This window comes from Ralstonia pickettii, assembly GCF_030582395.1.
Lineage (GTDB): Bacteria > Pseudomonadota > Gammaproteobacteria > Burkholderiales > Burkholderiaceae > Ralstonia > Ralstonia pickettii_D.
In genome coordinates this window covers 3,403,865-3,416,187 of sequence record NZ_CP104381.1, presented here as the reverse complement: position 1 = coordinate 3,416,187, position 12,323 = coordinate 3,403,865, and the positions used below count along the sequence as shown (strand labels likewise).

Below are 12,323 nucleotides of genomic sequence, written 5' to 3'. Positions count from 1 at the left end.
CTTGAGGATTTCGCCATGAACAAACTGGACAAGCGCCGCATATTCAACGTCATCAAGTCGCTCTTCACCGGCTTCGACGGCCCGCTGGCGCTGATCGTCTTCCTGCTGCTCGGGACGGGATTGGTGGCCCTGTATTCGGCCGCCATCGACATGCCGGGCCGGGTGGAAGACCAGGTCCGCAACATCCTGCTGTCGTTCGTGCTGATGTGGATCATCGCCAACCTGCCGCAGCAGACACTGATGCGTTTTGCCGTGCCGCTCTACACCGTGGGCGTGGCGCTGTTGATTGGCGTGGCGGCGTTCGGGCTGATCCGCAAGGGCGCGCGGCGGTGGCTCAATATCGGCGTGGTGGTGCAGCCTTCCGAGATCATGAAGATCGCCATGCCGCTGATGCTGGCGTGGTACTTCCAGAAGCGCGAGGGCGTGATCCACTGGTACGACTATCTGGCGGCCGCCTTGCTGCTGCTGATTCCCGTCGGGCTCATCGCCAAGCAGCCCGACCTGGGCACCGCGCTGCTGGTCCTGGCGGCAGGCATCTACGTGATCTACTTCGCCGGGCTGTCTTGGCGGCTGATCGTGCCGGTGCTGGTGGTTGCTGTCACGGCGATCACGTTGGTGGTGTCGTTCGAATCGCGCATTTGCGCGCCGGGCGTGAACTGGCCGATCCTGCACGACTACCAGCAACACCGCGTCTGTACGCTGCTCGACCCGACCACCGACCCGCTGGGCAAGGGCTTCCACACCATCCAGTCGATCATCGCCATCGGCTCGGGCGGCGTGACGGGCAAGGGATGGCTGAAGGGCACGCAAACCCACCTGGAATTCATTCCCGAGAAGCACACCGACTTCATCTTCGCGGTGTATTCAGAGGAATTCGGGCTGGTGGGCAACGGCGTGCTGCTGTTCCTCTATCTGCTGCTGATCTTGCGCGGGCTCTTCATTGCGGCCAATGCGGGCACACTGTTCGGGCGCCTGCTGGCCGGATCCATCACGCTGATCTTCTTCACCTACGCCTTCGTCAACATGGGCATGGTGAGCGGCATCCTGCCGGTGGTGGGCGTGCCGCTGCCGCTCATCAGTTACGGGGGGACGGCGCTTGTCACGCTGGGCATGGGCATCGGTATCCTGATGAGCATCGCCCGACAGAAACGCTTCGTACAGACCTGACAAAACGGCCGCCAGAATTGGGCGGCCGTTTTGCTTTCAGGCGGCGACGGCTTCTTCGCGCAGCAACCTTCGCAGCACCTTGCCCGTTGCGGTAGCGGGCAGCGCATCGTGGAACTTCACGCGCCGCGGCACCTTGTATGGCGCCATGTTGTCGCGCGACCAGGCGATCAGCTCGGCTTCCGAGAGCGTCACGCCGTTCATCGGTACCACATGCGCGCACACGACTTCGCCCTTGTCGGGATCGGGAATTGGCGTCACGGCCACTTGGCGGATGCCGGGGTGGCGCGACAGCAGCGCCTCGACCTCTTCCGGAAACACGCTGTAGCCCGACACCTTGATCATTTCCTTGATGCGCCCCTGCCATTGCAGGTAGCCGTCGGGCGAGACCTGGCCAATATCGCCGGTACGGAGAAAACCGTTGTGCAGGACGGCACGCGTGGCATCGTCGCGCTGCCAGTAACCGCGGAACACGCCGGGGCTGCGGATGGTGATCTCGCCGGCCTGGCCCGGGGGCAATTCCGCGCCGGTGTGCGGGTCGACGATGCATACCTCGGTCTGCGGGACGATCTTGCCGTGCCAACCCCAGCGCGGAGCCTCGGCGGGTGTGATGGCGTCGCAGGTGTGGGTTTCCGACAGCCCATAGGCCGCTTCGTAGATGCGGCATTGCGGGCCAGCAAAAGCACGCCACTGCTCGGCAATCGCTTCGGTCAGGGTGACACCGAAGCTGGTGCATGGGTTGGCCACCAAGGATTCCATGCGGTACTGCGCCGCGTCCGGATGCGCCATGACCGCCAGATTCATCGGCGTCATGCTGTACCAGCGTGTCACGCGGTAGCGGTCGATCGCCTGCAGCACGGCCAGAGGATCGAACCGATAGAGCAGGATGGTCGTCGCACCGGAGTACAGCATCACGTTCATGCCCATCAGCATGCCGGCAATGTGAGACAGCGGCGCCACCGCCAGCATCACGTCCGCGGCATGGATGCCGCTGACCTGCACCGTGACGGCGGTCTTGTACAGTGCGTTGCGGTGCGTGAGCATGGCGCCCTTCGGGCGGCCGGTGGTGCCCGACGTGTAGACCATCAGCGCAACGTCGTCCAGACTCACCTCGATAGCCGCCACGGCGTTGCGCTCGGCTACATCCACGGGCTCAGCCATCAATTGCATCAGGTCAAGCTGTGCGGCGCCCGGCCTGTTCTTGAGCGGCGGCGCCGACGAGGCATCGGCCGCAATCAACTCGGGCGGCACCGCCAGCGCCTTGCGGCAGGCCGGCTGCGAAGGCTGCAGATCGGCATAGCGCGTCGTGATGACGGTCGTGACCGACGTCCCCGGCCGGGCGGCCTCGACGATCGGCATCAGGTCTGCAGCGGCCACCAGAATCTTGGCGCCGCAATCGGCCAGTTGGTCGCGCAGCTCGTGTTGGCGCGACAGCGGCCCGCACGGCACAACGATGCCGCCCAGCTTGACCGTGGCCAGATGCGCCACGATGGCTTGCGGACAATTGTGCAGAAACAATGCAACGCGGTCGCCGCGTGTCACGCCCAAGCGGCGCAGTTGCACCGCCAGCCGTGTCGAGGCCTGATCCAGCTCCCGCCAGCAGATCGTGCGGCCATACCACAACAGGGCGATGCGCTCGGGCGTCTGCTGCGCATGGTGGGCGCAATACCGGTGCAGCGGCATCTCGCCTGCGAGATAGTTGACCGGTTCGCGGTTCTGGATGGTCATGTGGTGTCTCCTCGGCCGCAGGCATCGCAGGGCGATACATCGGCCGTGATGGCTGCCCTCGTTGCGGGGCGCTCATGCGGGTCAGGGTAGGCGGCGTCCATCGTTCGAGTATGGCGAAGCTGTCTGCGCAACGCCGCACCGATTTGCGCAAAACCCTGTTCCACCCACGGTTCGGGCCCAACATGACTTTGCGCAAGATGAATTCCACAAAAATCTACCGCTCGGTATAGAGTCTCGGCGCAAATCTGCTGCGGCGTCAATCGGTGAGAAGTCGGATATCCAGCCATGGCAATTAATTAACGTGAACGCAAACCCGGCCGATGTTCTGCACTGAGCGTGCGCTCACATTCTGGGATCGCCCCTAGGCAGTGAATTGCTTGTGACAATATTAAATATTTGCTGTCGTGACAGATTTGTTCTATTTTTGACAACAAATTATGTGAGAGGCTGGAATGGATCGTTTGCAGTCGATGCGGGTGTTTTCCAAGGTCGTGGAGCTTGGCAGCTTCGCCCGGGCAGCCCAGCATCTGTCGATGAGCAATGCCGTGGTCACGCGCTACGTGGCCGACCTGGAGGCGCATCTGGGCACGCGCCTGCTCAACCGCACCACGCGCAGCCTGTCGCTGACCGATGTGGGCGAAACCTACCTGCAGCGCTGTGCGCAGATCCTGCTCGACATTGACGAGGCCGAATCGCTGGCCACCTCGCGCAGCCAGGCGCTGGTGGGCGGCCTGCGCATCGTCGCCCCCGTCATGTTCGGGCTGCACGTGCTGCCGATGCTGCTCGCGCGCTTCCAGCAGCTCTATCCCGAGGTGACGTTTGACGTGGCGCTGTCCGACCGGCCGATCGACATCGTCGAGGATGGCCGCGACGTCGGCATCATGGTTTCTGAACTCGGCCTCGGCTCGCACCTGGTCGCGCGCCGGATGATTTCCGCCGAGATGGTCATGGCCGCCACGCCGGCCTACCTCCGCCAGCATTCCACGCCGCAGCGCGCCGAAGATATTGCCGAGCACCGCGTCATCGCCATGTGGCATCCGCAACTGCGTCACGAATGGGAGATGAGCACGCCCGACGGCCAGTCGATCTCGGTGCCCGTGCAGCCCTCGCTCGTCACCAGCAATGCCGAACTGATGCACCGCGCCGTGCTCGCCGACATGGGCATCGCGATTCTGTCGTCGTACATGGCCCGGCCGGATCTGGAGTCCGGGCGTCTGGTGCGCGTGCTGCCGCAATACAAGCTGCCGCACCGGTCGCTGTCGCTGGTGTACCCAAGCCGCAAGTTCCTGCCGACAAAGGTCCGCACGTTCATCGATTACATGCTGGCGCAGGCGATGGAGGTCAAGCACAGCGAAGCGCGCGCCGGCCGCGGCCTGAGCGAAGCCGCGTAAGCCGAGCTGCATCGCCAAAACAAAACGGGAGGACACTGTCCTCCCGTTTGCGTTGATGCCTGCGAAACTGCGATCAGGTTTCGCTGGTGCTTTCCTCGTCGGCCTCGGCTTCGGCGGCTTTCTTGCGCGCCGGGGGCTTCTTGGCGGCCGTCTTGCTCGCGGTCTTGGCCGGCGCCTTCTTGGCGGCAGGCGTCTTGGCTGCTGCTGTGGTCTTCTTTGCCGCGGTCTTGGCACCAGGCTTGCCCTTGCCTTCGCCGCGGGGTTCGAATTCGAAGCCGATCTTCCCGTCCGGCTGCTTGACCAGGAACGCCTTGAAGTTACGGCCCGTGCGCGCCGACTTGAAGCCGGTCAGCAGGTCGGTCTTGCCCTCGGTCAGCAGCTTGGCCAACTGCTCGCGGCTGATCTCCTGCTGCAGGATGATCTTGCCGGTGGTGAAATCGCACGTCTTGGGCTGCGCCACGGCGTTCTCGCACACGTACTTCAGGCCGTGCTCGTAGACGTTGCCGTTGCACTTCGGGCAGTGGCCGACGCTTTCCTGCCCGGAGAAATCGACCGGTTCGCCATCGTCTTCGTCGTTCTGGCCGAAGTCGAACTCCATCTTCCAGTGACCGTCTTCCTGCGCCAGCTTGAGGATGGCCGCAAACGGCCGGCCCATCTTGCTGCGGAAACCCTGCAGCGGGCCGATGGTCTTGTTGGTCAGCAATTCTTCCACCTCGTCCAGCTCGAACTGGCGTCCACCCGGAATCTTGCTGATCGAGAAGTCGCAGTGGCTGCACGCGAAGCGGCGGTAGTTTTCCTTGACCACGTGCCCGCATTGCGGACATGGCGTGGAAAGCGTCGCATAGTCGCCGGGGATGGTGTCGCTGTCGTATTCCTTCGCGCGCTTGACGATCTGCTGCGTCATCTGCGCGATCTCGCGCATGAATTCGTCGCGCTCCAGCTGACCACGCTCGATGAGGGAAAGCTTGTGCTCCCAGCCGCCGGTCAACTCGGCTTGCGTCAGTTCTTCCACGCCCAGGCCGCGCAGCAGCGTCATCAGCTGGAAGGCCTTGGCCGTCGGGATCAGCTCACGGCCCTCGCGCACGAGGTACTTTTCCGTCAACAGCCCTTCGATGATGGCCGCGCGCGTGGCTGGCGTGCCCAGGCCCTTGCCGGCCATGGCTTCGCGCAGCGCGTCGTCGTCGACCAGCTTGCCGGCGCCCTCCATGGCAGAAAGCAGTGTCGCTTCGTTATAGCGTGCGGGCGGCTTGGTGGTGAGGCCCACCGGCTCGACCTTGTCCGTCTTGACCTTCTCGTCCTTGGCGACCGGCACAAGGTTGGCATCTTCGCCCTGCGCCTCGCGGCCATAGACGACCAGCCAGCCCGGGTTCACCAGCACCTTGCCTTCGGTCTTGAAGTGATGCCCTGCCACCTCGGTCACGCGGGTGGTGACCTGGTATTCGGCCGCCGGGAAGAACACCGCCAGGAAGCGGCGCACCACCAGGTCGTACAGCTTCTGCTCCGGCTCCGACAGGTTCTTCGGTGCCTGCAGCGTCGGGATGATGGCGAAGTGATCGCTGATCTTGCTGTTGTCGAAGATCCGCTTGTTCGGCTTGACCCACTGGTTGGCGAGAATCTTCTTCGCGTGCGTCAGGTAGTTGGGCGAGCTTTCGCCCAGCATGTCGAGGGTCTGCTTGACCGTGCCCATGTAGTCTTCGGGCAGCGCGCGCGAATCGGTACGCGGGTACGTCAGCACCTTATGCTTTTCATACAGGGCCTGCGCCAGGCCGAGCGTGTTCTTGGCCGAGAAGCCGAAGCGGCCGTTGGCCTCGCGCTGCAGGCTGGTCAAGTCGAACAGCGCCGGCGACATCTGCGTTGACGGCTTCGACTCTTCGGTCACGGCGCCAGGCTTGTCGCGGCACGCGGCCACGATGCTCTTGGCCTCGGCCTCGCTCCACAGGCGCGAGTCTCGTCGCTCGGGATCGAACTCGTCTTTCTTGAATTTCGGGTCGAACCAGCGGCCTTCGTACAGACCAGCGGCGGCGATGAATTCGGCGCGCACTTCCCAGTAATCGCGCGGCACGAAGCGTTTGATCTTCTCTTCGCGCTCCACGACGATCGACAACGTGGGCGTTTGCACGCGGCCCACGGTGGTCAGGAAGAAGCCGCCGCCCTTGCTGTTGAACGCCGTCATGGCGCGCGTGCCGTTGATACCGACCAGCCAATCGGCCTCGGAACGGCAGCGCGCGGCGTCCGCCAGCGGCATCATGTCTTCGTTGCTGCGCAGCTTGCCGAAGCCATCACGGATGGACTGCGGCGTCATCGACTGCAGCCACAGCCGCTTCACCGGCAGCTTGGTGTTTGCATGTTGCGCGATCAGGCGGAAGATCAACTCCCCTTCGCGCCCCGCGTCACATGCGTTGATCAGACTGGTCACGTCCTTGCGCTTGATCAGGCGCGTCAGCACCTTGAGGCGCGACTCGGACTTGGCGATCGGGCGCAGATCAAAGTGCGGCGGGATCACGGGCAGGTGAGCGAAGCTCCATTTACCGCGCTTGACTTCGTATTCATCCGGCGCGGCAATCTCGACCAGGTGGCCAACCGCCGAGGAGAGGACGTAGTCGTCGCTCTCAAAGTACTCGTCGTGCTTGGTGAAGCCACCCAGCGCGCGCGCGATATCAGCGGCGACCGACGGTTTTTCGGCAATGATGAGAGCCTTGGACATGTGAGCGGATCCTGGCGATCGCAAGTGATCGGGTAAAGAAGAAGTCGCTTTTCTATAACGACCGTTCGCGTGTTTTTTAGAGTCTTATGGCAACGCCTGCCGACTTCAAGTGCCGGGGACGCCCGTCACCGCACCTATTTGGACGCCCTTCTTGTTCGGTCGGCCCAAATTTGGCCGCCAATCATAAGCGCGGTTCCTTTTCAGGCGCAATAGAGTGGCGCATGCGGCGCTTGGCCCTGTCAAGGCTTGCAATCACGCCGATTCCAGCAGCCAGCCTCGCAAGTCAGGGGCCGCAGCCACCGCCGAAGCCGTGCTCAGATCACGCGAAAGCAAGCCTTCAACAACTCCAGCGTGAGGGAGGACCGGGCCGAAAAACAACACATCGTTGCCACGCTGCACCAGCAAGGTCGGAAAATTTTCAACGTCGAAATCACCCAGCGCATCGGCATGGTCTTCAACGTCGACCCAGACGAAGCAGCACTCCGGATGCCGCGCCGCGAGTTCAGTGAAGGTCGTGCGATAGCTGCGGCACGAACCGCACCACTCTGCGCACAGGCACGCGACCAGCAGTTGCCCGGAGCGGATGCCCGCGTGCAGCGCAGCGGCGTCGGTGTCGGGCGAGAGCAGTGGCATGAAAAACGGGGCTGAACGATGAGCAGCGTGGCGAGGGGGTCGCGCCTATTGTAGGCACGCTTTTACGGAAGCCGCAGGAAGCGCCCGCCGGGCTGACGCTCGACGCGGCCATCCAACTCCAGGGCCAGAAGCTGCGCAGACAGCGCGGCCGCCGCCTGTCCGGTGCGCTCGCACAAGGTATCCAGATCGACGGGGTCAAAGCCGAGCGCGTCGAGCAGCACCGTTTCAGCCCCGGTCGGCGCCGCGCGGGCGGGGACCGGCGCAGTCTCGGGAGCCTGGACCGTGGCGGTGCGCGCCGCACGCTTGGCCGGCGCTGCAGCACGCCCCCAGCCGAGTTCATCGAGAATATCGGCGGCGGTTTCCACCAGCTTGGCGCCTTGCTTGATCAACAGATGGCAGCCCTTGGCCAGCGGCGAATGGATCGACCCGGGAATCGCAAACACATCGCGCCCCTGCTCGGCCGCCAGCCGCGCCGTGATCAGCGAGCCGGACTGCGCCGCCGCTTCCACTACCAGCAGCCCGCGCGCCAAGCCGGAGATCAGTCGATTGCGGCGCGGGAAGTTCTCGGCACGTGCGCCCATCCCCAGCGGGTATTCGGAGATGATCACGCCAGCCTCGGCAATGCGATGCGCCAGCGCCCGGTTGCGGGCCGGGTAAACAACATCCAGCCCCGTACCCACGACTGCGATGGTGCTTCCCGGGCCGGCCAGCGCGCCCTCATGCGCGGCCGCATCGATGCCGAGCGCCAAGCCCGACACGACGGTCACGCTCGCCGCCGACAGCGCCTGGGAAAATGCCCGGGCGTTGTCGATGCCGGCTGCCGTGGCGCTGCGGGCGCCCACAACGCCCACCGCTGCGGCACGCAGCAACGAAGCATCGCCCTTCGTGTACAGCAAGGTCGGCGGGTCCGGCAGTTCAAGGAGACGTGGCGGGTAGCCGCGATCGGCCAGCGTGAAGATGGCGTTGCCGGGCTCGTTCACCCAGGCGACGGTACGCTCGATCAGTGCCGCAAGCGTTTCGTCGGGCTCGGCGAGCAACGCACGCGCTTGCCGCTCGGGCAACACCTTGGCGAGCGCGGCATACGGCTGGGCGAAGATGTCTTGCGGCAACCCGAAGGCCGCCAGCAACTGCCGCGCGGCAACGGGCCCGACGCCGGGGGTTTCAGTCAGACGCAGCCACGCGGCCAGTTCAGCCGGATCGCGCGTGCAGGAGAGGGAAGCGGTGGAATCGGCCGCGGCGGGTGCCGCGGCCTGGGATGCATCGGTCAAATCGGGGACTGCAGTAAGCGCGTAGTTCAGGGTTGCGGCGACATCGGGTTGCTCACGCTGTCGCCCACTTCCACGGTGTTGGAGGCGTCCGTCACCAGTGCATAGGCGACATGCGGGAACACACGGAACACGAAAGCCAGGCCGTAGCGTTCTTCCGGCAGTTGCACGGCCTCGTTGCCGGCGGTGGCGTCTTTTACCAGCGCGCCAGCGCGCGCCAGCGACAGCACGTGGCCCGGCTCAAGACCCTGCTGGCTGCCAATGTTCAGCACGATCACCTGGTCGGTGCCGCCAAAACGCACGCCGCCTGTCACCTTGGCGACCGCGCCGTGCACGTCGCCCTCCGGCGCATGCGGCGTATAGCGCACCGGCACGCGCGGTGGCAGCGGCATCAGCTGGGAGCCGACGCCCATTTCTTCCTTGGACGACAGCACTTCCATCTTGGTGACCGCCTGCGGGCCGGTCGCCGCGCGCACCACGCGCAACGTGCCGAGGAAGTCCGCTTCGTAGCCGAGCACGTTGCCGGTCACCGGGTCCTTGAGCGGCCGAACCGGGCGATACGCCTGCCACTCGGTACCCGCTTGGCCGCCTTCGCCTTCGGGCAGGCCGCGAGCGTAGGCGTTTTCGCCCTTGCCCAGATAAACACGGCCTTCGGGCAGCGAGAAGAGGCGCGCCGGCGTGGCCAGCGTTTCTTCGTCCACCACGATCGGCTGGGTCAGGAACGGCTCGATGGCGGCGGCCGGAATGCTCGAGATGGCATCGCCGTCCTGTCCCGACACGCGGGTATGCGGCGACAGGCGCACCGTGCTGCCATCCGCCGATGCCGGCGAACTCGACAGCCAGGCGCGGCCATTGGCGTGATGCAGATACAGGATCTGGCCCGGATAGATCAGATGCGGGTTGCGGATCTGCTCGCGGTTCATGCCCCAGAGTTCGGGCCAGCGATAAGGCCGCTCGAGGTACTTGCCCGAGATGGCCCAAAGCGTGTCGCCACGGCGCACGGTGTACTGCGCTGGCGCGGTGGCGGACAGTTCGGATTCGGGGATGCCCGCTTGGGCAGCTGTCGCGGCCTGCGCCTGTTGCGCCGGCGTCACAGTGCGCTCGGCGGCGTGGGCGGTGCCCATGCAGAAAAGCGCTGCCGCGGCAAGCGCCGACAGGGCGCAAACGTAAGGCTGGCGCGCTTTCGTGGCAGTTTGCATGGCGGGCTGAGAGTGCATCGGTGTGTTACGATGGCGCATTATTCTATGAAGAATCGGCGGGTGGTCCGCGTGCCTGTTCGACGCCTCACCGCCGCGGCTGTACGCAGTTCTGCGCTGCAGCAAGAGGGGTATGGCATCCAACATTCGTCAGGCTTTTTCCTAAGCCATGTGGCGGATAGCGCCCCCGATTCTGCATGACATTCCAGGCGATCGCAATTGAAGGCAACCCCTCGTTAGCGTGGCCTTCAGCAACCGTTGTTGCCAAGCATCATGGCCCTACTGAATATCCTGCAATACCCTGATCCGCGGCTGCATAAAGTCGCCAAGCCGGTTGCCGTTGTGGATGACCGCATCCGCAAACTCGTCGCCGATATGGCCGAGACCATGTACGAAGCGCCCGGGGTGGGCCTGGCCGCCACGCAGGTGGACGTGCATGAGCGCGTGATCACCATCGACGTGTCGGAGTCGCGCGACGAACTGCGGGTGTTCATCAACCCTGAGATCATCTGGGCAAGCGACGAGCACAAGGTCTGGGACGAAGGCTGCCTGTCGGTGCCTGATATCTATGACAAGGTCGACCGGCCGGCCCGTGTGCGCGTGCGCGCACTGAACGAGAAGGGCGAAACGTTCGAACTGGAAGCCGACGACCTGCTGGCCGTGTGCATCCAGCACGAGATGGATCATCTGATGGGCAAGGTCTTCGTTGAATACCTCTCGCCGCTCAAGCAGACGCGTATCCGCTCCAAGCTCAAGAAGCATCAACGCGAGTTGGAGCATCAGCGGTGACGCCAAACCAGCCGATATCTGGTCGGGGGCAAGCACCAGCCATTGGACGTGCATTGCGCCCATCCCATTTCGCAATCCAGCAATCGCCGTCGCCGGCTTGCAACCCCGTGGTCCGCGCCCTTCAGAGTGGGCTAGGCCGACGGACAAGATGAGTAACTGCAGGGAATGCAAAAGAAAAGCGTTTTGTTGATCCGCGTCGGAATGCTTGGCGACACTATCTGGGGGATGTCACCGATTGATAGTCTCATTGCCCATTACGGCCCGGATACCAAAGTCGACGTCGTCGTCAAAAAGGGGATGGCAGGGCTCTTTGCGTACGATCCGCGCATCGGGCGCGTGTTCGAGATCGCGAAACGCAAAGTCCCCTTCCCATTCAGTCCGACGAAGTGGCGAGTGCTCCTGCATTCGCTGCGAGAACCCTATGAACTTGCGCTAGACATGGAGACCAAGTCTTTTTTTCGGGGCTTGTTCTTTTTACTGAGAGCCAAGAAGAAAGTCATGGGTTGCTCCATCCGAGATCAAGTCGGCGCACCCACTGAGCACGCCGTGATTTCGATCCGGAAAATCACGGAACTTGCGATCCCAGGAGCGTTGGCGCGTACCGCTAGCCCGAAGTTGATTGCCCCCACGTCAATTGATCTGCAATCTCTTATTCCGGGCAACAAACCCTATGTGTGCCTGCATTTCGGAAACAGTTGGATTGCTGCGGGCAGAAAGGCACTGCGCGCGTGGCCAGCGCAGCAATGGCGAGAGTTGCTCTCGAACTGGAAGAACGACTTCCCGGACCATACCCCAGTCATCATCGGGACGGCCTCTGAAGCAGAATTGGCTGCGTCGATTACCGAGGGAATGGACGGTCACATCAACCTTTGCGGCAAAACCAATCTGCAACAGATGATGGCCGTCATGGCGGGCAGTGCCGCTTTGATAAGCACAGACACCGGTCCTAGCCACATGGCGGCTGCGCTTGGCGTGCCAGTGGTGTCCCTGTTCGGACCAACGCAGGCGTTGCAAACAGGGCCGTTTGCAGATGGAACGAACTTTGTTGACATCGTGTCGGTCAAGGTTTCCTGTAGCCCCTGTGTAGGCACGCCTGCATTTCGGACCTGCGAGCGCAATCGCTGCATGGAAGCTATTACGCCGCAGAAAGTAGCGGCCTCGACCCGGGCACTTATCCAACTGCGCCAGGATCGAAGTAAATAGATTCGCGGCCCTGCAAGCGGGCTTTAGATCAAAGTGAAGATCGTGGACCAGGCAGCAGGCTGCGATACATTGGCGCAACATTCCGTTCATCGCCACGGTTGTGAACTGCGATCGTTTCTCGCGCCCTTTCTCCCGCGTCACCGCGGTTCAAACGATCTCGCACGAATACGAAAAGACAGTCGAGCTTCAAACCATGAAAGAGCCAAGCCCTGGGGCAATTGGTGACAAGCGCTTGTCCTATGAGGGCGAA

9 protein-coding genes are annotated in these 12,323 nt (G+C 63.4%); 4 read left to right on the top strand and 5 right to left on the bottom strand.

The annotated features are described in order from the left end of the window. The first annotated feature begins 15 nt into the window (after positions 1-15). Positions 16-1,167: a rod shape-determining protein RodA gene (rodA, locus tag N5B55_RS16440; RefSeq protein ID WP_369812414.1), complete on the top strand. Its 1,152-nt coding sequence runs from the start codon at positions 16-18 to the stop codon at positions 1,165-1,167. A gap of 36 nt (positions 1,168-1,203) precedes the next feature. On the opposite strand, the gene N5B55_RS16435 is transcribed toward rodA, so the two are convergent. Continuing rightward, positions 1,204-2,892: an AMP-binding protein gene (locus tag N5B55_RS16435; RefSeq protein WP_065860077.1), complete on the bottom strand. Its 1,689-nt coding sequence runs from the start codon at positions 2,890-2,892 to the stop codon at positions 1,204-1,206. A gap of 452 nt (positions 2,893-3,344) precedes the next feature. Here N5B55_RS16435 and N5B55_RS16430 point away from each other — a divergent pair, with 452 nt between their 5' ends. Continuing rightward, complete coding sequence (locus N5B55_RS16430; protein ID WP_009239399.1) at positions 3,345-4,283, top strand: LysR family transcriptional regulator; 939 nt, start codon at positions 3,345-3,347, stop codon at positions 4,281-4,283. Between the two features lie 73 nt (positions 4,284-4,356). On the opposite strand, the gene N5B55_RS16425 is transcribed toward N5B55_RS16430, so the two are convergent. The 4 genes from N5B55_RS16425 to N5B55_RS16410 form a co-directional block, all read right to left on the bottom strand. Beyond that, a complete protein-coding gene (locus tag N5B55_RS16425; protein ID WP_304538712.1) occupies positions 4,357-6,987 on the bottom strand; it encodes a DNA topoisomerase III in 2,631 nt (876 codons plus the stop codon). A gap of 252 nt (positions 6,988-7,239) precedes the next feature. Then, entirely contained in the window at positions 7,240-7,620 is a 381-nt protein-coding gene (locus N5B55_RS16420; RefSeq protein ID WP_304538711.1) for a thioredoxin family protein, read from the bottom strand. A gap of 62 nt (positions 7,621-7,682) precedes the next feature. After that, positions 7,683-8,888 (bottom strand): DNA-processing protein DprA, encoded by a 1,206-nt coding sequence (dprA, locus tag N5B55_RS16415; protein WP_304538710.1) that lies wholly within the window; start codon positions 8,886-8,888, stop codon positions 7,683-7,685. A 26-nt stretch (positions 8,889-8,914) separates the two neighbouring features. Then, on the bottom strand, positions 8,915-10,102 hold the full coding sequence (locus N5B55_RS16410; RefSeq protein ID WP_304538709.1) for a LysM peptidoglycan-binding domain-containing protein: 1,188 nt from the start codon (positions 10,100-10,102) through the stop codon (positions 8,915-8,917). 252 nt (positions 10,103-10,354) lie between these two features. Here N5B55_RS16410 and def point away from each other — a divergent pair, with 252 nt between their 5' ends. Continuing rightward, on the top strand, positions 10,355-10,870 hold the full coding sequence (gene def, locus N5B55_RS16405; RefSeq protein ID WP_304538708.1) for a peptide deformylase: 516 nt from the start codon (positions 10,355-10,357) through the stop codon (positions 10,868-10,870). Positions 10,871-11,035: 165 nt separating this feature from the next. Further along, the gene (locus tag N5B55_RS16400; RefSeq protein WP_304538707.1) at positions 11,036-12,073 is read left to right on the top strand and encodes a glycosyltransferase family 9 protein; all 1,038 of its coding nucleotides are present in this window, start codon (positions 11,036-11,038) and stop codon (positions 12,071-12,073) included. Positions 12,074-12,323 lie beyond the last annotated feature (250 nt).

Excerpts from the sequence above, each read along its gene's own strand:
- rodA (WP_369812414.1), top strand. The coding sequence starts at position 16 with ATGAACAAACTGGACAAGCGCCGCATATTCAACGTCATCAAGTCGCTC.
- N5B55_RS16435 (WP_065860077.1), bottom strand. The coding sequence starts at position 2,892 with ATGACCATCCAGAACCGCGAACCGGTCAACTATCTCGCAGGCGAGATG.
- N5B55_RS16430 (WP_009239399.1), top strand. The coding sequence starts at position 3,345 with ATGGATCGTTTGCAGTCGATGCGGGTGTTTTCCAAGGTCGTGGAGCTT.
- N5B55_RS16425 (WP_304538712.1), bottom strand. The coding sequence starts at position 6,987 with ATGTCCAAGGCTCTCATCATTGCCGAAAAACCGTCGGTCGCCGCTGAT.
- N5B55_RS16420 (WP_304538711.1), bottom strand. The coding sequence starts at position 7,620 with ATGCCACTGCTCTCGCCCGACACCGACGCCGCTGCGCTGCACGCGGGC.
- N5B55_RS16410 (WP_304538709.1), bottom strand. The coding sequence starts at position 10,102 with ATGCACTCTCAGCCCGCCATGCAAACTGCCACGAAAGCGCGCCAGCCT.
- def (WP_304538708.1), top strand. The coding sequence starts at position 10,355 with ATGGCCCTACTGAATATCCTGCAATACCCTGATCCGCGGCTGCATAAA.
- N5B55_RS16400 (WP_304538707.1), top strand. The coding sequence starts at position 11,036 with ATGCAAAAGAAAAGCGTTTTGTTGATCCGCGTCGGAATGCTTGGCGAC.